Origin of the sequence: Aggregatibacter segnis (assembly GCF_003130075.1) — a bacterium.
Classification (GTDB): domain Bacteria; phylum Pseudomonadota; class Gammaproteobacteria; order Enterobacterales; family Pasteurellaceae; genus Aggregatibacter; species Aggregatibacter segnis_A.
The window spans coordinates 85,060-107,747 of record NZ_NRCW01000002.1 but is presented as its reverse complement, the minus strand read 5'-3'; the positions used below and the strand labels follow the sequence as shown (position 1 = coordinate 107,747).

Genomic DNA, 22,688 nt, shown 5'->3' with positions numbered 1-22,688 from the left:
TTTAATCTCTCAAGTAAGCATTAAAACGTTGTTTTAACTCAGATAATACCGCTGAAATTACTGCGTTAATTTCATCTTCTTCAAGGGTTTTTTCATTGTCTTGAATCACGAGACTTATCGCTAAGCTCTTATGACCTTCTGCGACGCCACTACCTTGGTAAACGTCAAATAAATTCACTTGCGTTAATTTATTACCGCCTGCAACACGACAAGCGTCTAATACATCGTCTGCTGCAACACTATCCGCAACCACAAGGGCTAAGTCACGGCGGTTCGCCGGGAAGCGGGAAATTTCTTTTGCTTTCGCAATATCACGACGAGAAATATGCGCAATGGAAATTTCACACACAAATGCCTTGCCATTGATACCGATTTTTTGTGCAATCGTCGGATGAAGTTGACCGATAAAACCAATTTCTTCTCCGTCTAACATAATTGCAGCAGATTGCCCCGGATGTAACGCTGTGTATGATTTTGCTACAAATTTTGCGCGATTTCCAGCAGAACTTAATGAAAGTAAATTTTCAATATAACCTTTTAAATCATAGAAGTCGGCAGGTGCTGCTTTTTCGCTCCAGTGTTCATTTGCTTTCGAACCGGTCATCACTGCCGCAAAAACTTGTTCTTGGCGTACGCCGAATTCGGCTTTTTCATCCGGCACAAAACGTAAACCAAATTCAAACAAACGCACACGATTTTGTTGACGATTCTGGTTATAACTTACTGCGCATAACAATCCGGTTAATAGTGAAACGCGCATCGCGGACATTTCAACAGAAATTGGATTAGGTAGAATAAATGGCTTAATTTCCGGATGTAGTAAACTTTGAATTTTCGGATCAACAAAGCTATAAGTAATGGCTTCATAAAAATCGCAACTCACTAATGCCGCTTTGATACGCGATAATTCAATATCCGCTTCGCTATGTTCACGCATACGCAAATGCGCTAACGGTGCATTATTTGGAATACTGTTATAGCCATAAATACGCGCGACTTCTTCAATTAAATCTTCTTCGATTTCAATATCAAAACGCCAAGATGGCGCAACGGCCGTCCAACTGTTGTTAGCGTAAGAAACCTGTAAACCAAGGCGTTGTAAGATATCGGTTACCGTTTCTGTTTCAATATGATGACCAAGCAACGCATCTAATTTGTGACGTTGTAATGTAACTTGTTGACGTTTTGGTAAATGGGCTTCATGAGTGACCTCACAAATTTCACCGGGTTCACCACCGCAAATCTCTAATAAAAGTGCGGTCGCTCTTTCCATTGCTTTACGTGACAATTCGAAATCCACACCACGCTCAAAACGATGAGAAGAATCTGTATGCAAACCATATTGACGAGCACGACCGGTAATCGCTAATGGCGCAAAAAATGCCGCTTCTAAAATCACATCTTTTGTGTTTTCTACATTCACGCCACTCGCTTCACCACCGAAGATCCCCGCCATTGCCAATGCGCCATTTTGGTCGGCAATCACCAAAGTATTCGGTTGAAGTTTCGCTGTGGTGCCATCTAACAATACAAGCTCTTCATTTTCTTTTGCCATACGAACTTGTACCGGCTGTGCTACTTTTGCCATATCAAAAGCATGCATTGGTTGACCGAGTTCAAGCAAAATATAGTTCGTGACATCCACAATGGGATCGATAGAACGAATATCGCAACGGCGCAATTTTTCTTGTAACCACATCGGTGATTGCGCTTTAACGTTGACATTCTTAATCACGCGTAATAAATAACGCGGACAGGCTTCGGCAGCTTGAACATCAATTTGTACTTTATCGCTAATGGTCGGTTTAACCACATCAAAGTGCGGTGGATTTTCGTTAAGTTTATTCACCACAGCCAATTCACGCGCCACGCCGGCAATGCTTAAACAGTCTGCACGGTTTGGTGTTAAGCTAATTTCAATAGCGCTGTCGTCTAATGTTAAATAATCGCGTAGATTGGTACCGATAGGCGCATCTTGTGGCAATTCGATAATCCCATTCGCATCAGATTCAATACCAAGTTCGCTGAACGAGCAAAGCATGCCTTCGGAAGGTTGTCCGCGTAATTTGGTTTTCTTGATTTTGAAATCACCCGGTAATTCAGCCCCTTCTACAGCACAAGCGACTTTCAAGCCTTGACGACAATTCGGTGCACCACACACGATGTCTAACAAACGCTCACCGCCGACATTCACTTTGGTTACGCGTAATTTATCGGCATCAGGATGTTGTGCGCATTCCACCACTTCACCAACGACAACACCGGTGAAATCGCCGGCCACTTTTTCTACACCATCAACTTCCAAGCCTAACATGGTAATTTGTTCGCAAAGTTGTTCCGTAGAAATCGCCGGATTAACCCATTCGCGTACCCATTGTTCACTAAATTTCATACTTATCTCTCACTCAAAATTATTTAAACTGTTTCAAAAAGCGTAAATCATTCTCGAAGAATGAACGTAAATCTGTGACGTTGTAGCGTAACATGGTTAAACGCTCTACCCCCATACCCACTGCGAAACCGGAGTATTCATTCGGGTCAATGCCGACATTACGTAAAACGTTAGGATGCACCATACCGCAACCCAACACTTCTAGCCATTTGCCATTTTTACCCATCACATCCACTTCGGCAGAAGGCTCGGTGAATGGGAAGTAAGACGGACGGAAACGCACTTGTAAATCTTCTTCGAAGAAAGCACGTAAGAAATCGTGCAATAAGCCTTTTAATTCAGTGAAATTCGCATGTTTATCCACATACAACAATTCGATTTGATGGAACATCGGTGTGTGGGTTTGGTCATAATCGTTACGATACACGCGCCCCGGCGCCATAATGCGAATTGGCGGTTGTTGTTTTTGCATGGTACGAATTTGTACCCCGGAAGTTTGCGTTCTTAACAATAATTCAGGATTAAACCAGAACGTATCATGATCAGCACGCGCCGGGTGATGTTTAGGAATATTTAAGGCATCAAAATTGTAATAATCGCTTTCGATTTCAGGGCCGGATTCCACAGAAAACCCGAGTTCAGAGAAGAATTTGGTCACGCGTTCAATGGTAATAGAAACCGGATGTAAACAGCCCATTTCTACTTTGCGTCCCGGTAAACTCACATCAATGCGTTCGTTTTCCAATTGTGCATTTAACAGGGCTTGTTCCCATTCCGCTTTTTTTGCATTTAAGAAATCTAATGCGGCTTGTTTGGCTTCGTTAATTTTCGAGCCCATTGCCGGACGTTCTTCCGCCGCCACGTTGCGCAATTCTTGCATTAATTGGGTAAAATGACCCTTCTTACCAAAATATTCCACGCGAATTTCATCAAGCGCGGCAAGGCTTTTATCTTCAATGTTGTCTATGGCATTTCTTGCTTTATCCACAAGCTCTTTAAGATGCTGCATAAATATCCTCTGTGATGATTAATCTATCTAAAAAATACTGTCAATAATAATACTAACTGCTTAGAAAATCACGCGATTTATCTATGACCGCGGAAATTATTCCGTAATAAAACGAAGATTTATCGAGAAAAATGACCGCACTTTATTCTTCCGTTTATATTTCAACTGAAACTTTTCAGCCATTTTCTTTGGATAAAAAATAGAGGCTTAAAAAAGCCTCTATTTATTAAAATTTTACTCTTAAGGTAACTGTTGCAATGCTTCAATACGTTTTTCCAACGGCGGGTGGCTTAAGAATAATTCTTTTAAGCCGCCACCACGTTTACCGTTAATGGCAAATGCTGCCAAGGTGGAGCCTTCCAGCTCTTCCGGTTCATGCAAGTTTTGTAAGCGTTTTAGCGCATCAATCATTTTTTGCTTACCCACTAAATTCGCTGAACCTGCATCGGCTCTGAATTCGCGTTGGCGGGAGAACCACATGGCGATCATGCTTGCCAAGAAACCAAATACGACTTCAAGCACCATCGAAACTAAGAAATAGATCCCGGAATTGCTTGAGCTTTCATTGCCTTGATTGCGGGAGTTCGCCACCACGTTTGCAATGATTCGTGATAAGAAAATCACGAAAGTATTCAGCACACCTTGCAATAACGCCATGGTCACCATATCGCCGTTTTTAATGTGACTGACTTCATGCGCTAAGACTGCATCCGCTTCGCCACGGGTCATTTTATTTAACAATCCGGTACTCACCGCCACTAACGAATTGTTTTTGCTTGCGCCGGTGGCAAACGCATTCACATCAGCAGAATGATAAATCGCTACTTCCGGGCGCGGCAAACCGGCACGATCCGCTTGTGAATACACGGTGTCCAACAACCAACGTTCTGTTTCGTTTCTCGGTTGTTGAATCACTTCAGCCCCCACAGAACGAATTGCCATGGTTTTGGACATCAATAGAGAAATAATAGATCCCGCAAAACCAAATAATGCGGCAAATAGCATTAAACCGCTCGCATCACGAGATTGAATGCCGGTTAACGATAAAATGATGTTAAAAACCAACAATACTGCCATGTTGGTGGCAAGGAAAAGTAAAATGCGCATCATAGATGAAAAACTCCCAAATAAAACAGTAATAAAAACACGCTTGGCTATAATGGCGACAAAAAAAGGAAAATCAAGTAGGCCAATGAATTCAATGAGAAAAAATGTTTGTTTTCTTGGAAAAAAGAGAAAAGTGCGGTGGGTTTTGACAATGTTTTTGAAAAGAAAAAGGGAGTTGGTCGATAAGCCGGGTTCTGTCGTGGACAATCATTCATCTAGGCGCACATTTACACATGCGCTCAAGCAACCTACCCGAATCCTGAACGGGCCATTCATTGGATTCCTATTTGGTCTTGCTACGAGTGGAGTTTACCCTGCTACCAACCGTTACCGGCGGCACGGTGCGCTCTTACCGCACCCTTTCACCCTTACCTGATCCCTTGCGGGCCATCGGCGGTTTGCTCTCTGCTGCACTTGTCGTAGGCTCTCGCCCCCCGGACGTTATCCGGCACTCTGCCCTGTGTAGCCCGGACTTTCCTCCCGCCTACTTGTCCCCCAGTTTACGCTTACGCGATGTTAGAGGCTTCAATAGACCGGCGATTGCCTGACCAACTCAGGCGCGCAGTATAGCGTAAATGCCGCCGGAAAGCCAACGGCAAAATGCGCCGCCCAATCACCGAAAAGTGCGGTCGGTTTTAACCACGTTTTTTACCACACCGTCAACCGTGCGCCACAATATCAGCGTCATCAGAAATGCGACAACATACACACCGCGATAATCAATCACGCCGATTAACCGCAGCGCGCAAAAACCGGCAATGTACGCGCCGATCAGCGCAACAGAAAGCTGCAATGCGGTATCAACGGTCGGGAAAACTGCGCGATCCAATAACATCGTCATCACGATAGGCAACAAAAAACTGTAACTCACGCTAAATAAAAGGATCGGATAAGCAATGAAATCGGCGCGGTTAATCGGTTCCAAGTAATAAAAAATCGCGATCAAGATAATTTGCCCGCACAGAGTATTGCGCAGTAATGAATGGCGCGAATATTTTTGTAACAGCCAACCACTGAACGGCGTAACAATCACGCCGGCAACAGGCACGATCGCCGAAAGCAAAATGCCGATATGCTGCGGTTGCCACGCAAGTGCGGTCAATTTTGGGATAAAAATTGTCGCCATTAAGCTGTACGGCACGCAGGAAAACAGGAGAAAAAATAACCAGCGGCGACCGAACGGTATTTCGCGCCAGAAATTAATCAGTCGTTTAAACAAGTAACCCAGCGCGAATTGTTGCGCTGCCGGCGCAAAAGTCGGTTCGCGATAAAAAGCAATTTGCACCAACAAACCGAACGAAAATGCCAGCATCGTACCGATTGCGGCTTGCCAGCCATAATGCTGATAAATCAGTAGAATGAGTGCACCACCCAGCATTTTGCCCAAGCGCGCGCCGATAACCTGCATAATGCCGCCGAAGCCGCGTTGTTTTTGCGGTAATAAGGCGCAGGTTAAACCTAACGCGGCACAGCCGAAAAACAGGCTGGTCAACGTTAAGCCGACACAGATAAGCAGCAGAAGATCAAAATCGCGCGCCGGCTGTAAAAAATACAACAAGCCAAACAGCCCGCAGAAAATGACATTGGTTGCCAGCAACCATGTTTTGAAACGCCCCACTTTTTGCCAATAAAAACGTTCCAATAGCGGCGCGACAATGGCTTTTGCCGCTTCAACTATCGCCAACAGCCAAACCCAACTGATTTTTTCCAATTCGATTCGTTGATTGCGCAAAATCGTTATCATCGCCACCAAATAAAAGGCGGTAATGATAAATTTAAAGCAAGCGACCGTGGTTAATATCGCCCAATCTTGGCGCGTTAGTCGGTATTCTTGCAATGATTCGCTCCATTATTTTGTTGTTGGCAGATCCAGAATTGATAATAACGCCCTTGCTTGGCGAGTAATTGTTGTTGCGTGCCCTGTTCGATAATGGTGCCGTTTTCCAGCACATTAATTTGGTTCGCGGCGACAATGGTGGAAAGCCGGTGCGCGATCAATAAAATCGTTTTATTTTTAACCAACACATTTAACGCCCGCTGCACCGCCAATTCATTTTGCACGTCCAACGCAGCGGTCGGCTCGTCCAACAGTAAAATCGGCGCATTTTTCAAAATGGCGCGCGCAATCGCCAGACGTTGTTTTTCCCCGCCGGAAAAATTGCTGCCGATGTCGGAAACTTGGGTTTGATAACCGTTTGGCAAGGCGCGGATAAATTCATGACATTGCGCCGCTTTAGCCGCTTCAATTACCATTTCGTCGGTGGCGTCTGGTTTTGCCATGCGAATATTATTTAGAATGCTGTCCTGAAACAGATAAACATCTTGAAACACTACCGAAATCATTGACATTAACTGCGCCTGACTGAGCCGTTTAATATCGACGCCACCGATAGTAATGCGCCCCTGCTGCGGATCAGCGTGGCGCAGCAACAATTTCAATAACGTGCTTTTGCCGCAACCACTGCTGCCGACAAACGCATTTAATGAATTTTCCGTAATGGTCAGATTAATCGCTTTTAACACAGGTTCAGTTTGATTCGGATAGGTAAAGCCGACGTTTTCAAAGCGAATGTTGTAATCCTGCGGCTGTTCGGTCGTGGTATTTTCACTTAACTCGGGCAACGTCATCAGCATATCCAGCTTTTCGCAGCTAATTACAAAAATTTCCAGCAACGACGACATTTGCACGAAGAAATTCAATAAATCCGCCACCCGCGCGATCATAATCAGCATGACGGCAAATAATAACCAATGCACCGAGCCATTTATCACACCGACCACGCTGAACAAGGCAATCACAATCAAGCCGAATTGCACGCTGGAAGTAATCAGTAAATTCGGTATTTCCCCTTTTTTTGTGCCGATCCGTTGAATTTCCGCCACATCTTGCGCTACTTGATTAAAACGATCCTGCCGATTTTCAATTTGTCCGCTGGATTTGAGTATGGATAATCCCTGTACAAACTCCACCGCCTCGCCTTTCAATTTTCCATTGGCTTCGGCTAAAAAGCTAAATCCACGTCGAAAGGCTTTGCGCCGCCACAAATACAACGGCACGGCAAGCGGGAAAACGAGCAAAATAATCACGCCGAAGTGCCAATCGAAAAAGCCTATGCCGATCGCCGCGCCGACGGGGACGACAACCGCGTAAATAATGGTCGTCATTAAAGTAAACGCATAACCAGCGGCTTCATTTACGCCTTGCAACAGCGCATTATTCACTTCGCCTGCGCGTAATCCTTGTAATAATACCAAGGGGACGCGACGTAATTTCTCGCCTAAGGATAGCCGCAAGCGGTCAATGGCGAGATTGGCAAATCCTTTGGTGTCATAGTGTTCCGATATAATCCGCAACGCTATGGAACAAACTAACAACACAATTAACAGCCAAAAATAGCCACGCCACGCACGTTGCATTTCCATATTCAATAGCAATGGATACAGCATGGCGATACTAATGCCGAACAATAAAGCGGAAAGTGCGGCTAAATTTAGGCAGCGAATTAAAATTTTCTTCTGATCGCCAGCACTATTTATGAGATAAGCATAAGTCCGCCACAAGTCTTTGGCATGAAAAGTGTTTTGATTGAAATAGCGCGTTAAGTTCATCAATGATTCTCCAACGTCCATTGCTGCGTTTGTTGATAGTTTTCCCATAATTGTCGGTAGGATTCGGATTCGCGTAGTAATAGGCTATGTTTTCCTTGCGCGATAATTTTGCCCTGTTGCATATAGATGACTTGATCTGCGCGCGGTGCAACGGATAAACGGTGCGCGATCATCAGCACGGTTTTGTGTTGCATTAGCACATTAAACGCCTGTAATAAGTTGGCTTCATTTTCTGCATCGGAAAACGCGGTGGGTTCGTCTAGCAACAAAATCGGTCGATTTTGTAAAAATGCACGGGCAATGGTTAAACGTTGTTTTTGTCCGCCAGACAACAGCTGTCCACGCTCGCCGACTTCGGTTTGATAACCTTGCGGCAAGCTCATAATAAAATCGTGAATATAGGCTTGGCGGGCTGCGGTAATAATTTGTGCCTCGTCGGCATCTTGAATGCCAAAAGCAATATTTTCGGCAATCGTGCCAGAAAATAGATAATTATCCTGAAACACCACAGAACATTGTTGTAACAACCAGTTCGGCTCAATGTCCCGAATATCCACCCCACCGATTTTGATATTGCCTCGCTCCACGTCCCAAAACCGCAGCAACAGATTGAGCAAACTGGTTTTGCCCGAGCCTGATTGTCCGACCACTACCGTAAAACTGCCTGCTGGCACAAACAAATCCACGTCCGTGAGTGCAGGTTGTTGCTGTTTTGCATAGCGAAAAGAAACTTGCTCAAAACGAATATCAAATGTTTGCGGAAATTGCGGCGATTGCGTCAGCGGCAAAGAGTTGAGTGCCTCGATTTCATTAATTCGTTCAATCGCCGCACGGGATTTTTCCAATAAATGAAACAAGCCCATATACGGGTGCATGGTTTCAATCAAGCCCGCCGCCAGCAATAAAAAAGCAAACAGGGTAAACGTGGAAAGTTGGTTTTGCGCCTGCCAATAAGTTCCGATTAACAATAAAAACAACATCATCGGCATCGGCGTGAATAAGGCACGCGCTAAGCGGGTGGAAAAACCGACGCGCGCCAACCAATCGCGCATGATTTGCCGAAAATCCGCCAACGCGCACTGAAAACGTCCGAACGAACGCTGCCCTGCGTCAAACGCGCGCACGGTACTCATGCCCTGCACATATTCGATAATCGCGTTATTAATTTGCGCCAACGCCTGTCCGTATTGACGGCGGAATAATTTGCCGCGCCGAAATAAAATTTGCAGCACACCCAATATCACCAACACAAAAATCAGCACCACGCTGGCAAAACGCCAATCAAGCCAAAATAACGCGATTAACACCAAAACCGGCGTACTGAACGCTTCCGCTTTTAACGGCGGCGCGTCAGCAACAAAAGTATGCAATTCGTGCACGTCATCCAGCAGTACTTTGGTTAATGCGCCGGAACCGATATTTTGCACCTCGCCCAACGGCAAGCGGCTGATTTTGTGTGATAACCGGCGGCGCAAAATTTGTTCCAAGCGGAACGCGGCATAATGGGATTGATCGTGCGCCTTGATTTTAAAGGTGTAATACAACACGGTGAGCGCGAACAACGCAAAAACGCCGCCGAAAAGCACCGCACTTTGCGACGCCTGCGCATAATTGCGGGCAACATCAATCAGGTAAATCATCAACAGCCAGATAGTCAGCTTGATCAATTGCGCCAAACTTGCCAAAAACATGGAAAGGCGTAACTGCTTGGCGACTGGACGGCAAATTTCCGTATGCACTGAAGACATCGTTTTTCCTTAAAAATAAAGTGCAGTAAGAAAAAATAAAGTGCGGTAAGAAAAATAAAAATTTTTTTAACCGCACTTTTTCGGCTTAGAAACGCAATTCGGTGGAAATGCCGAATAAGCGCGGTTGTAACAACGCCGCTTCGCCGCGCACAGTGGACGGCACGGAAATGGCGGAGCGGTCGTTAAACAGATTATCCACAAACAAGGTCACGCGCCCTTGTTTGAAGTTATACGCCAAATACGCGTTGGTCTGCGCGTAGGCGGAAATTTTGCCCGTCGCGTTATTGGCATAATTGGAATAATAACCGTCGGTAAAACGAGCGTCCGCGCCGATTTCCCAACCGTTGCTAAAGCGGTAATTGGAACCGACGCTGAGGGTGTAATTCGGCGCACGGCTTAATTCTTTGTTTTCATAATCGCGGTGCGCAGAATATTTTTTTATTTTGGTTTTCAGCAAACCCAACGCCGCATAAACGTTCCATTGTTCGCTCGCCTTCCAATTCAAATTAAATTCCGCGCCGTAAGTACGCGCCTTTTCCGCATTGCCGATCAGCCCGTTGGCATAGGCGAGCTGCATATCTTTGTAATCGTTATAAAAAAGATTGCTATTCAATTCCAACGTGCGCGCCGCGTTGCTCCAGCGGTGATAAAGCTCGTAATTCCAGACGTATTCCGGATTGTATTCATAGCTGGCATATGGCGCTAAAAAGGTCACGCCGGCACCGCCCGGATTATAACCGCGCGCCGTTCTGAAACCGATCCGCTGCTGCGCGTCCAAATTGAACGCGATGTCCAGTTTCGGCAGCAACACGCGATCTGTTTTATCCCGCTGAATGCGCAACACCGAACTGCCGCCGTGGCGTTGATGACGTTCCTGTTCATAACGCGCGGCAAAGGTCACTTCCATATTTTCCAACGGCGTAACGCGGATTTCACCGAACAACGCCTTGGTTTCGGTTTTGTCGTTAAAGCGGTTGCGCCCGCCCAAGCGGGCATTCATATCTACCCATTCGTGTTGTTTGGAACGGAAATAATATAAACCGAGCAACGCACCGGTTTTCTGATCGGCGGATTTAAAGCTGATTTTCGGTTCCCACTGAATTTCTTTGCCGTCCAGCGCCGCCGGATTGCCGCGTAAATTCACCGGCAAGGAACGACGGTCATTGGTGTATTTGCTGTAAATCAACTGGTTTTCCCACTTCCATTGATCCGAAATCTGCCAGCCGATGTCCCAAATGCCGCTTTTGGAACCGGTTTTAAACACCGGTTTTTCGTAAGCATAGCGTACACCTTGCGGAATCACTTCATTTTGCGGCGCTTTGGCATCGATGTAATGATAAGTCAAACGGCTGTAAAAATCGGGCAAGGCGGACGGTGTCCATAATAATTTGGCACGCGCCGTTAGCGTTTCAAAACGACGCGGATCACCGACCGGTTGATACGATTGCAAATCAACGAAACTGGTGCGGCTCTGCCGTTCCGCACTTAAACGGAAGCTGAGTTCGTCTTTAACCAACGGTCCGGACAACATGGCGGCAAATTGGCGGTAATTCTGATTACCGAAACTGAATTTGGTTGCGCCTTCAAATTCATCGCTCGGATCGTTGGAGATCATCACCACCGAGCCGGCAACAGCATTACGTCCTTGCGCATAACTCTGCGCACCGCGGTAAATTTCCACCTGTTTCATATCCCACAGTGATTTTGTTCCAAACGCCAGTTCGTTATAGGTCGCCGAACGCCCATCAACAGATAAATTCAGGCGCGGACGTGAACCGGCGAAAAACGCCACCGCGCCGACCGCCGGTCCTGCGCCGTCGATACCGCGCACGGTCGGCAATTCGTTGCCCAATCCGGTATCTAAAATATTCGCGCTGTTTTGCAACAATGCGGTGGTGGAAATCCAATCCGCACGGCGTTTGAAATCTTTCTCCGTATAAACTGACAGGCTCGAACCAGTCACGGCTTGCGAACGTTCGGATTTTTCACCGACCACCACGATTTCGTCTAATTGGTCCGGCCGTGCCGTTTTCGCTTCTTCCGCTCCGCCCAACTGGCTGAACATCAAATAACTTCCCGCAAGTAAAACCTGCTGTTTGGTTAAACGCTGCATTTTTTCCTCCGCACTTAAGTTTACATTTTTACGTTAAAAATATGAATTTTGTTAATTATATTGATAATCGTAATAAAGTAAATGAGAATTTATCTTATTATCAGCGCTACCGATTTGACCGCTCGCCGATTTTTCACTATCGTTAGCGCATTACGCGTTTCCGGAAATGACAATGAAAAAAGAAGATCAGATAAAACACGCCGCCCTCACTTTATTTTCCCAATACGGCTGGCTACGCACTTCGGTGGAAGACATTTGCCGGCAGGCGAATATCAGCCGCGTCACATTCTATAAATACTTTCCGAATAAAAAACAGCTGCTGCAACAGCTCTTTCTTGAACAAAAAAATGACATGAAAGCCGGTTTCGAGGCGTTGCTGACAGAAAATTCGATCGAACAAATCATGCGGCATATTTTCACCTTGCAAAAACAGGCGATGCAAACCATATATTCCGCGCCGATGCTGATCGATTTACAGCAGCACAAAGACGAAGAACTGAGTCGTTTTTTTGCCGCAATGGAACGGGAAAAACACCAATTCATGCACGATTTTTTTCGTCAATTACAAGAAAAACAGCTGATTCAGCCTCAGCTGCCGATTCTGCTCATTGATCTTTTTATCCGCAAAATCGACGAAATCGTCAAAGATCCCGCCGTGATTGAGCATTACCGCAACAACGAACCGCAGCTTTTCCGCGACGTATTAAGCCTGTTCGCCTATGGTTTGGCGCAGCGAACGAAATAATAAAAAGTGTGGTGGATTTTTCCGGCATTTTTAAAACACGCCGAAAACCCACCGCACTTTTTCTACACAGGAATTGAATTATGCCGCACAAAGGCGTATAACCTACCCTGTCATTTCCAATTTGAGGAATGTTCAGTTTATGCCGACCGATCCGCTTACACCGACCTTAACGGTCACCGCTTGTTACCGGACGCAACAAACCGAAGTCATCTACCGCCGCGGCGAGCAGGTGATTTTTCAGCGTATTTTCCATGCCTTTGAATGCGAGCTGGATAGCTATATTTATAGCCATCAACGTCATCTGCATGCACTCACCAAAATCAGTGAAGCGCTTAAATTAAAGGGCGAAATTTGTGAATACCAAAAAGATTATTACCGTGCTTTTCGTTCTTACACCTTAGCGCTCAAACTCAACCCACATTTAGATATTCAAAAAAATCTGGACAGGGTCGCCAGCCATCTGCATCCCGATTTAATAGATTCTGTGAATATGGCGCTTGGGTTATATGCTAACGCTATGATTCGTATGAATAAAGATGTGAAAAATACGGCTTATAAGAAATATAGTGTTAAGTAGAAAGTTAAGCTAGAATGAGCGCCATTTAAAATACATGAAAAAGTGACCGCACTTTTTCCCTTTCCGACAAAAGGAATCCCAATGGATTATTTACAAATTGCTCGGGAAACCCTGGGCGTTGAAGAAAAAGCCCTCGGGCAACTCAGCGAAAAATTAGACGACACCTTCACTGACGTTGTTGATTTAATTTTAAATTGCAAAGGACGCTTAGTGATCGGTGGTATCGGCAAATCCGGTTTAGTGGGCAAAAAAATGGTTGCCACCTTTGCCTCCACCGGCACACCGAGTTTTTTCCTGCATCCTACGGAAGCCTTTCACGGCGATTTAGGTATGCTGAAACCCATTGATGTGGTGATGCTCATTTCCTACAGCGGCGAAACTGATGATGTCAACAAACTCATTCCAAGCCTAAAAAACTTCGGCAACAAAATCATTGCGCTCACTTCCAATAAAAATTCTACTTTAGCGCGCCATGCGGATTATGTGTTGGACATTAGCGTAGAACGGGAAGTCTGTCCGAATAACCTTGCCCCGACCACTTCCGTGGTTGTGACTATGGCATTGGGCGATGCGTTGGCAGTTTGTTTAATGCGCGCGCGTGATTTCCAACCGGAAGATTTTGCGAAATTCCATCCGGGCGGCAGCTTAGGTCGCCGTTTGTTATGTCGCGTGAAAGATCAAATGCAAACCCGTTTACCGATTGCCGCCTTAGCAACCTCCTTCACCGATTGCTTAACCATCATGAATGAAGGTCGTATGGGCGTAGCATTGGTGATGGAGCAACAGCAATTACGGGGCATCATCACCGATGGCGACATTCGCCGTGCATTAACGGCCAACGGTGCCAATACGCTTAGCAAAACCGCACAGGAATTGATGACCTCTCATCCGAAAACCATTCATCAAGATACCTATTTATCCGAAGCGGAAAATTATATGAAAGCACATAAAATTCACTCTTTGGTTGTGGTGGATGATGCACAAAATGTGGTTGGTTTAGTGGAGTTCTCAAGCTAATGACAACAGAATTACAAGAAAAATTAAAACAGGTGAAATTCGTTATCACCGATGTAGATGGCGTATTGACAGACGGTTTACTGCACTACGATGCTAACGGCGAAGCGCTCAAAAGTTTTCATGTGCGCGATGGTTTAGGTATTCGGATGTTGATGGAAGCCGGCATTCAGGTCGCTGTGTTATCGGGGCGTGATTCGGCCATTTTGCGCAAACGCATTGCCGATTTAGGCATTAAACTCGCTTTTTTAGGCAAGCTGGAAAAAGAAAGCGTCTGTTTTGAATTATGCCGCCAAGCCGGTGTTGCACCCGAACAAACGGCTTACATTGGTGATGACAGCGTTGATCTCCCCGCTTTCGCTGTTTGTGGTCTTTCCTTCGCGGTTGCCGACGCGCCGGAATATGTCAAAAACTGTGCCGATTACACCCTAGGGTTAGGCGGTGGCAAAGGCGCCTTCCGTGAAATGTCCGATATGATTCTAAACGCCCAAGGCAAAGCCGAAATTTACAATTCAGCTCAAGGATTTTTGACGACGGCGAAAAAGATGGCGCAGTAAAAACGCCGTGAGAAACGACCGCACTTTTTAAGTCATACAGTAGGCGGGTGCAGCCCGCTCTACTTTTCTCTCCCCTTGTTATCACTATTCTTAAATAAAAATTTTTATTTCCCCTTGACTTTAAACACCTGTACTAGTTTAATAGTGCAACTTTATTTTATGTTTTAAGGAAATGAGAATGTCTTCCGCTTTTATTCAAACTTTTACGCAAAACGTACCTTATCACAGCGATCCTACCGCCATTTTCGCCACATTATGTGAAAACAAACCGAATACGCTACTGTTAGAATCTGCCGAAATTTCCAGCAAAAACAGTCTTAAAAGTTTATTGCTCGTTAACGCGGCCATGAAAATTTCCTGTTTGGGACAAACCGTCACTTTTCATGCGTTGACCGACAACGGTGCCGCAGTGTTACCGTTAATTGCGCAAAAACTTTCGGCACAGGTAAACGTAACATCCCAAACAAGCACCGAACTGCAAGTAGCATTCAAACCTGCCGACAATAATGCAGACGAAGACAGCAAATTATTAGCACCAGGCATTTTCGACGGTTTACGTTGTTTCACCGAACTTTATCAAGCAAGCCCGTTGCCGATTTTTTTAGGCGGATTATTCGCCTATGACTTGGTGGCAAATTTTATTCCGATGGAAAACATCTCCTTGCAAGATGATGGCATTACCTGCCCGGATTATTGCTTTTATTTAGCGGAACAATTACTGGTGATCGACCATCAATTGCAACAAGCGGAATTACAAACCTTTTGTTTTGCACAAAATGCGTTGGCGACACTGCAGCAGAACGCCCAAGACATTGCCAAAAAACTCTTGAAAATTCGACCGCACTTGAGCCTCAAATCGGCTTCTACCGAGGTTGCCATTAATTTAGATGATGATAAATTCAAGAAAATTATTGAGCGCCTGAAGCAACATATTTATTGTGGCGACGTGTTCCAAATCGTGCCGTCCCGTCGTTTCTCCCTTGAATGCCCGAATACGTTGGCGACTTATCGTCAGTTAAAACAAAACAACCCAAGCCCGTATATGTTCTTTATTCAGGACGAGGATTTCACTTTGTTCGGCGCCTCACCGGAAAGCGCCTTGAAATATTCGCAAACTACCCGTCAGTTGGAGATCTATCCGATTGCCGGTTCCCGTCCGCGCGGTTTTGATGCTGACGGCAATATCGATCCGGAATTAGATTCCCGTTTAGAACTGGAATTGCGTTTGGATCATAAAGAACAAGCGGAACATTTGATGTTGGTGGATTTAGCGCGTAACGACATCGCTCGTGTGTGCGAAAGTAAAACCCGCCATGTGAAAGATTTAATGCAGGTGGATCGCTATTCGCACATTATGCACCTTGTTTCTCGCGTTGTAGGTAAACTTCGCCCTGAACTGGATGCGTTACACGCTTATCAAGCTTGTATGAACATGGGGACGCTAACCGGTGCACCGAAAATCAAAGCCATGCAGTTAATTTATCAGTTTGAACAACAAAAACGCCACAGTTACGGCGGTGCCGTAGGCTATTTACAATCTGATGGCAATTTTGACACCTGTATCGTGATTCGCTCCGCCTTCGTGCAAAACGGCATTGCCCATGTGCAAGCCGGTTGCGGTACGGTGTTGGATTCCGACCTGCAAATGGAAGCCGATGAAACCCGTCACAAAGCCCGTGCAGTCATCAACGCCATCGTACAAACCAATAAGAAAGCGAATCAATAGGAGTGACATCATGGCAACCATTTTATTTTTAGATAACTTTGATTCCTTTACTTACAATTTGGTGGATCAATTTCGCGGGTTGGGACATCAGGTTCACATTTACCGCAACGATTGCGATTTAGCGATTTTAGAAAAAAATGCCTTGGCGCAGCCGGATACGATTCTTGCCCTCTCCCCCGGGCCGGGCACCCCGGATGAAGCGGGGAATATGATTCCGTTAATTAAGCGCTTAATCGGCAAAGTACCGATGTTGGGTATTTGCTTGGGGCATCAAGCGTTAATCGAAGCCTTCGGCGGCAAAGTCGTTCACACAGGTGAAATTTTGCACGGCAAAGTGTCCAGAATTGCACACGACAATGAAGCCATGTTCAAAGGTTTGACCAACCCGATGCCGGTCGCGCGCTATCATTCCCTCATGGGAATTAATTTACCCGATGAATTGCTCCCAAACGCTTCTTATAATGGCATAAACATGGCAATTCGCCACCGCACTTTGCCCATTTGCAGCTTCCAATTCCACCCCGAGTCTATTTTAACGGTGCAAGGGGCACAGTTATTAGCACAGTCGGTGGAATGGTTGTTGAAACGGAATTAATATACCACGTCCCCTCTTTAGCAAAGAGGGGGGATTTTAAATAGAAAAGGATAAAACATGATCACAGTATATGGCTTAAAACGTACTCTCTCCCCGCGCAAATCTGCTGTAGCGGAGGTGATTTATAACTGCCTGGAACTCGGTTTAGATGTTGCCAAAGGCAAGCACGCGCTTCGTTTTATTTGTTTGGAAGACGATGATTTTTACTACCCGCATACCACAAACCGCACCGACAATTACATGGTGATTGAAATCAATTTAATGCAAGGTCGTTTAGAGCAAACGAAAAAGCGTTTAATCAAAATGTTGTTCAGCGAATTTGAATACAAATTAGGCATTAGCCCGTTTGACGTGGAAATCACCATCAAAGAGCAACCGGCACATTGTTGGGGCTTCCGTGGTATGACCGGCGATGAAGCGCGCGATTTGGATTACGATATTCATAAATAAGGACAAGGATGATGGAAAACCAAGCTCTATTAGAAAAACTTTATGACGCACAAACCTTAACCGCAGCGGAAAGCGAAGCCTTATTTAACGCCATCATGTTGGGCGAATTAAGCAACGAACAAATCTCTGCCATGTTAGTGGCTCTAAAAGTACGTGGCGAAACCATCGATGAAGTCAACGGTGCCGTATTAGCCGCCGTTAAAAATGCCAAACCATTTCCAACACCCGATTACCCCTTTGCTGACATCGTCGGCACAGGCGGTGACGGCGCCAACACCATCAATATTTCTACGGCGTCCGCTATCGTCGCAGCCGCTTGTGGTGCAAAAGTAGCAAAACACGGCAACCGTAGCGTTTCCAGTAAAACCGGCTCAAGCGATTTATTAACCACACTGGGTGTTAATATTGCTATGTCAACAGAACAAGCCCGCAAGGCATTGGACGACATTGGCATCAGCTTCTTGTTTGCACAGCAATATCACCCAGGTTTCAAATATGTCGTGCCTGTACGCCAAGCCTTAAAAACTCGAACACTCTTTAATATTCTTGGTCCGCTTATTAATCCGGCACGTCCAAAACGTCAATTGCTTGGCGTTTATTCTCCCGAACTGATTGATATTTACGCCAAAACCGTTGCCCAATTAGGTCACGAACACACGATTATCGTGCACGGCAGTGGCTTAGACGAAGTGGCAATTCATGGCGCGACAGACGTGGCGGAAGTGCGTAACGGCGAGATTGAACGTTATACCTTAACGCCACAGGATTTTGGCTTCCAAATCAAACCATTGGAAAGTTTGCGCGGTGGCGAACCGACAGAAAATGCGCAAATGATCACCGCACTTTTACAAGGCAAAGGCAAAGCGGAACACAACCAAGCCGTTGCCATGAACACTGCACTATTATTAAAACTGTTCGGACAAGAAGACATTAAAGATAATGCACAACGGGTATTGGATGTGATTGCGCAAGGTAAACCGTTTGAAACCTTACAGAAATTGACGACCTATTAATTTAAAGCCCCGTTTTCGAAAATAAGACATAAACATGATCACACAAGACTTTTCCAAACCACTTGAAACCGCCACGGTATTACAAAAAATCGTGCTCGATAAAGCCGAATGGGTAAAAAACAAAGAAGCGGAATTTCCGTTAAGTGAATTTGAAAAAAACATTCAAAAATCCGACCGCTCTTTTTATGATGCGTTGGCAAAAGGCACACGCCAAAAACCGGCGTACATTTTGGAATGTAAAAAAGCCTCGCCTTCCAAGGGGTTGATTCGCAGTGAATTTAAACCGACAGAGATTGCGCAGGTCTATAAACACTATGCCAACGCGATTTCTGTGCTGACCGATGAAAAATACTTCCAGGGCGATTTTGCCTATATCAAACAAGTTCGCGACGTTGTCACACAACCTGTATTATGCAAAGACTTTATGATCAGCGAATATCAGGTTTATTTGGCGCGTTTTTACCAAGCCGACGCGATTTTACTCATGCTTTCAGTGGTGAACGACGAGACTTATCGCATCTTAGCGGATTTAGCGCATTCTCTCGGAATGGGCGTGTTAACCGAAACCAGCAACGAAGAAGAATTTGAACGCGCCTTGGCGTTAGGGGCGAAAATTATCGGCGTGAATAACCGTAATTTGCACGATTTAAGCGTGGATTTAAACCGCGTAGTAGCATTAACCACCCGATATACCGACCGCATTCCTGCCGATGTGCGAATCATCAGTGAATCAGGCATTTACCATCATCAACAAGTACGTGAATTACAACACGTTGCCCACGGTTTTTTAATCGGTAGCAGTTTAATGGGCAGTCCCGACTTAAACAACGCCGTGCGTGAAGTCATTTTCGGCGAAAACAAAGTGTGCGGTTTAACCCGTGCACAAGACGTAAAAACCGTTTACGACAGCGGCGCATTGTACGGTGGGCTGATTTTTGTCGAAAACTCCAAACGTTGTGTCAGCTTACGTCAAGCCCAAGAACTGGTGACAGCCGCCCCACTTCGCTTTGTGGGCGTGTTTCAAAATCAAGACATCGATTTTATCGTGAAAATCGCACAGCAATTACAGCTCTACGCCGTTCAGTTGCATGGCGATGAAACATCGGAATTTATCACCGCACTTCGCACCGAATTGCCTGAAAGCATTCGCATTTGGAAAGCCATTTCCGTGGATGTAACCCATCAAAGTGCGGTGGTTTTTGACGATGTTTTTGAGATTGATCGTTTCGTTTTCGATAGCAAGTCAGGCGCACAACAAGGCGGTACGGGTGAGACTTTCGATTGGTCACTGATTCCAGCCCATCTGAAACATAAAATTATTCTGGCGGGTGGCATTAACCCTGATAACATTGAAGATGCATTGGCACAACATTGTGTCGGGGTTGATTTGAATTCCGGTGTGGAAAGTGCTCCAGGTGTGAAAGACGCGGAAAAAGTGCGGTCGGTTTTTGCAAAGATTTTATAGCATCAATAAACTACCGTGTGAATAAAAAACCTGTTTCTATCCAACATTAGAAACAGGTTAAATCTAATTAAACTCTACCAAAGATACTCATCATGTTTGTCAATAATTTCATTGAGATCTTGCACTGATGAACTGGATGATAATTTATTTAAATCTTCTTTCAGATCTTCCCAAACACCTAAAGTATCTGTAAGTTCATCTTCTTCATCAGAAAAAAGTTCAACCTCCGTATCATTAAGATTATCGTTTAACTGATCATTAAGCGAATCAATTACAGGATCCGTTTTAAGAACCAAATTTTCAACGAAATTGATATGATCATCGGTTAAAAAGCTTAAATCAAATGCTTTAGCAAGTATCAATAATCCATTCAAGCCATTAACAACCTTGCCAATTTCTTCGTTCATTTCTTCTGTAAAATGCATTTTTCTGCCTTAGTTAAGATTATATTTTTTTAAAAGATCACAAGCCCCTTGCTCGTTATTATTACAGGCTTTCGTTAGCCATTTTTTTGCCTGTTGACGATCTTCTTTTACCCCTGCCCCGTATAAATAAAATGCTCCTAAAGCTCTCTGCGCTTGAACGCTCCCATTATCTACAGCCTTGCGAGTCCATTTTACAGCCTCTTTAAGATTTATATCCAAATACAAGTTAACCAGCGCCTCTTGAGCTTTCAAACTACCAGCTTCTGCGGGTTTTAAGCAAACTTCAATCGCTTCATTAACCCTATCAATACTATTAGCAGTTACCGCAGCAACAGCACACTTTGCTTCCTCCGGCGTCACCTTACCTTGTTCATTGTTTGCGCTCGCAGTAATGCATAAAAGTAAACCACTAAAAAGGGTTGCCATTGTAGTTGTTTTAATTAATTTCATTAGATAGATCCTTACAGTTGTAAATTAATCGTTCCTTGTCTAACTTTCTATTTAGCAAGGTGTTTTGTTAGGTCTATCAAGACCTAACAACAAGCATTATAATGCTTCACCCTGGTTAAAAAAGAATCAACTCAATAATAAGAAAAACGAGAAAATAGGGGATAGAAATAAGCCTAACTTTGGCTCACTTTTACGCTTATAAAAAAGTGCGGTCAGTTTTTGTAAAGATTTTATAACATCAATAAATCACACTATAAAGGATAGCGCACAGTTTATAACGTGCGCTTTTTTCTTCATTGATTAAATTTTTCTTCCATTATCGTCTCCCCTTCCCAACTCCAAATAAAATTTAATACCTCGTTATAGTTACAACAATTTAACAAATGAGAATAACTCTCAATTATTTTGTAAAAACAAAAGGTTACATCTTATATTCAGATAAAAAATAGGGATATTCTTGATGACGATCAAATAATGTTCCACCTTATGAGCATATCATAGCGCCGATAACCATGTATAAAATGTGTGAATTGGAGTGAATATATGCAACGAAGCGATGGATTATTTTCTGCCTTAGCCGATGTTTCCCGCCGGGATTTCATGAAATTATGTACCGCACTTGCGGCAACAATGGGGCTAAGTAGTAAAGCCGGTGCGCAAATGACAGATGCCTTAACGGCGCCTGCTCGTCCGCCGGTGTTATGGATTGGTGCACAAGAGTGTACCGGATGTACAGAATCTCTGCTACGTGCCACTCACCCGACGGTGGAAAATTTAGTATTGGAAATGATTTCCTTAGAATACCACGAAGTCCTTTCGGCCGCGTTTGGGGAACAAGCTGAAGATAATAAACATAATGCTATGCATAAATATTATGGCAAATATGTTTTAGTCGTAGATGGTTCCATTCCGGTGAAAGACGGTGGTGTTTATTGTATGGTCGCCGGGAAACCGATTGTGGAACACATTCAAGAAGCGGCAAAAGGTGCTGCTGCGATTATTGCCATCGGTTCTTGTGCCGCCTGGGGTGGTGTGCCATCTAGCGGTGGTAACCCAACCGGCGCCAGCAGCTTGTCTGAAGTATTACCGAAAGGTACGCCGATCATTAACATTCCGGGCTGCCCGCCGAATCCACATAACTTCCTTGCAACAGTCGCTTACATTCTTACTTATAAGAAATTGCCGGCAATGGACAAACTCAATCGTCCGCTATTCGCTTACGATCGCTTAATTCATGAAAACTGCTATCGCAGACCGCACTTTGATGCAGGTCGCTTCGCCAAAGAATACGGCGATTATGGCCATCGCAACGGTTGGTGTTTATACCATCTCGGTTGTAAAGGCCCAGAAACTTACGGTAACTGCTCTACCTTAGAATTCTGTGATGTCGGTGGTAATAACTGGCCGGTAGGTATCGGTCATCCTTGTTACGGTTGTAATGAAAAAGGCGTGGGCTTTACCAAAGGCATTTTCCAATTAGCCGGAGTAGAAAACCCAACTCCGCGCGCTGAAAAACCGGATGTAAATAACACCGAAGGTTCAGGTGCCACGATGACAGCTATCGGTTTATTAGGTGGTGCTGCTGCCATCCTTGCCGGTGTCAGTGTCGTGACCTTACGCGAATTAAGTGTTCAACATAAAGCCCGTTCCGAAGCCAAAGCGGCAGAGAAAGAACAACATACAGGTAAATAAG

19 protein-coding genes and 1 other RNA gene are annotated in these 22,688 nt (G+C 44.9%); 10 read left to right on the top strand and 10 right to left on the bottom strand.

The features are described 5' to 3' along the window. Position 1: 1 nt before the first annotated feature. From pheT to DK415_RS02450, 8 genes are all read right to left on the bottom strand, one after another. Complete coding sequence (gene pheT, locus DK415_RS02485; protein ID WP_109432308.1) at positions 2–2,392, bottom strand: phenylalanine--tRNA ligase subunit beta; 2,391 nt, start codon at positions 2,390–2,392, stop codon at positions 2–4. Positions 2,393–2,411: 19 nt separating this feature from the next. Beyond that, a complete protein-coding gene (pheS, locus tag DK415_RS02480) occupies positions 2,412–3,401 on the bottom strand; it encodes a phenylalanine--tRNA ligase subunit alpha (protein WP_109432307.1) in 990 nt (329 codons plus the stop codon). A 240-nt stretch (positions 3,402–3,641) separates the two neighbouring features. Further along, positions 3,642–4,511 carry a protease HtpX gene (gene htpX, locus DK415_RS02475; RefSeq protein WP_109432538.1) on the bottom strand — a complete coding sequence of 290 codons (870 nt, stop codon included), beginning with the start codon at positions 4,509–4,511 and terminating at the stop codon, positions 3,642–3,644. Between the two features lie 164 nt (positions 4,512–4,675). Further along, an RNA gene (gene rnpB, locus DK415_RS02470) (RNase P RNA component class A) lies at positions 4,676–5,064 on the bottom strand. Between the two features lie 57 nt (positions 5,065–5,121). Further along, positions 5,122–6,345, bottom strand: coding sequence for an MFS transporter (locus DK415_RS02465; protein WP_109432306.1), 1,224 nt, complete (start codon positions 6,343–6,345; stop codon positions 5,122–5,124). Next, positions 6,327–8,165: an ABC transporter ATP-binding protein gene (locus DK415_RS02460; protein ID WP_239305484.1), complete on the bottom strand. Its 1,839-nt coding sequence runs from the start codon at positions 8,163–8,165 to the stop codon at positions 6,327–6,329. Before DK415_RS02460 ends, DK415_RS02465 begins: the two co-directional genes overlap by 19 nt. Continuing rightward, positions 8,117–9,865 carry an ABC transporter ATP-binding protein gene (locus DK415_RS02455; protein WP_109432304.1) on the bottom strand — a complete coding sequence of 583 codons (1,749 nt, stop codon included), beginning with the start codon at positions 9,863–9,865 and terminating at the stop codon, positions 8,117–8,119. Before DK415_RS02455 ends, DK415_RS02460 begins: the two co-directional genes overlap by 49 nt. Positions 9,866–9,950: 85 nt before the next feature. Next, the gene (locus DK415_RS02450; protein WP_109432303.1) at positions 9,951–11,978 is read right to left on the bottom strand and encodes a TonB-dependent receptor; all 2,028 of its coding nucleotides are present in this window, start codon (positions 11,976–11,978) and stop codon (positions 9,951–9,953) included. 172 nt (positions 11,979–12,150) lie between these two features. On the opposite strand from DK415_RS02450, the gene DK415_RS02445 reads away from it, so the two are divergent. The 9 genes from DK415_RS02445 to trpCF all read left to right on the top strand — a co-directional run bounded on the left by DK415_RS02445 (position 12,151) and on the right by trpCF (position 20,120). Beyond that, positions 12,151–12,723, top strand: coding sequence for a TetR/AcrR family transcriptional regulator (locus DK415_RS02445; RefSeq protein ID WP_162540453.1), 573 nt, complete (start codon positions 12,151–12,153; stop codon positions 12,721–12,723). A gap of 139 nt (positions 12,724–12,862) precedes the next feature. Continuing rightward, positions 12,863–13,300 carry a hypothetical protein gene (locus DK415_RS02440; RefSeq protein WP_239305482.1) on the top strand — a complete coding sequence of 146 codons (438 nt, stop codon included), beginning with the start codon at positions 12,863–12,865 and terminating at the stop codon, positions 13,298–13,300. Positions 13,301–13,381: 81 nt separating this feature from the next. Continuing rightward, a complete protein-coding gene (locus tag DK415_RS02435; protein WP_109432301.1) occupies positions 13,382–14,317 on the top strand; it encodes a KpsF/GutQ family sugar isomerase in 936 nt (311 codons plus the stop codon). After that, the gene (locus tag DK415_RS02430; protein ID WP_109432300.1) at positions 14,317–14,871 is read left to right on the top strand and encodes a KdsC family phosphatase; all 555 of its coding nucleotides are present in this window, start codon (positions 14,317–14,319) and stop codon (positions 14,869–14,871) included. Before DK415_RS02435 ends, DK415_RS02430 begins: the two co-directional genes overlap by 1 nt. A 178-nt stretch (positions 14,872–15,049) precedes the next feature. Next, positions 15,050–16,597, top strand: coding sequence for an anthranilate synthase component I (gene trpE / locus DK415_RS02425; RefSeq protein ID WP_109432299.1), 1,548 nt, complete (start codon positions 15,050–15,052; stop codon positions 16,595–16,597). Positions 16,598–16,607: 10 nt separating this feature from the next. Beyond that, the gene (locus DK415_RS02420; RefSeq protein ID WP_109432298.1) at positions 16,608–17,192 is read left to right on the top strand and encodes an aminodeoxychorismate/anthranilate synthase component II; all 585 of its coding nucleotides are present in this window, start codon (positions 16,608–16,610) and stop codon (positions 17,190–17,192) included. Positions 17,193–17,249: 57 nt separating this feature from the next. Further along, positions 17,250–17,642, top strand: coding sequence for a tautomerase family protein (locus DK415_RS02415; protein WP_005703192.1), 393 nt, complete (start codon positions 17,250–17,252; stop codon positions 17,640–17,642). Positions 17,643–17,653: 11 nt separating this feature from the next. Further along, the gene (gene trpD, locus DK415_RS02410; protein WP_109432297.1) at positions 17,654–18,655 is read left to right on the top strand and encodes an anthranilate phosphoribosyltransferase; all 1,002 of its coding nucleotides are present in this window, start codon (positions 17,654–17,656) and stop codon (positions 18,653–18,655) included. 34 nt (positions 18,656–18,689) lie between these two features. After that, entirely contained in the window at positions 18,690–20,120 is a 1,431-nt protein-coding gene (gene trpCF / locus DK415_RS02405; RefSeq protein WP_109432296.1) for a bifunctional indole-3-glycerol-phosphate synthase TrpC/phosphoribosylanthranilate isomerase TrpF, read from the top strand. A gap of 74 nt (positions 20,121–20,194) precedes the next feature. Here trpCF and DK415_RS02400 read toward each other — a convergent pair whose 3' ends face one another. Further along, positions 20,195–20,545, bottom strand: coding sequence for a hypothetical protein (locus tag DK415_RS02400; protein ID WP_109432295.1), 351 nt, complete (start codon positions 20,543–20,545; stop codon positions 20,195–20,197). A gap of 9 nt (positions 20,546–20,554) precedes the next feature. Next, on the bottom strand, positions 20,555–20,995 hold the full coding sequence (locus DK415_RS02395) for a tetratricopeptide repeat protein (RefSeq protein WP_109432294.1): 441 nt from the start codon (positions 20,993–20,995) through the stop codon (positions 20,555–20,557). 543 nt (positions 20,996–21,538) lie between these two features. Here DK415_RS02395 and hybO point away from each other — a divergent pair. After that, positions 21,539–22,687, top strand: coding sequence for a hydrogenase 2 small subunit (gene hybO / locus DK415_RS02390; RefSeq protein ID WP_109432293.1), 1,149 nt, complete (start codon positions 21,539–21,541; stop codon positions 22,685–22,687). Position 22,688 lies beyond the last annotated feature (1 nt).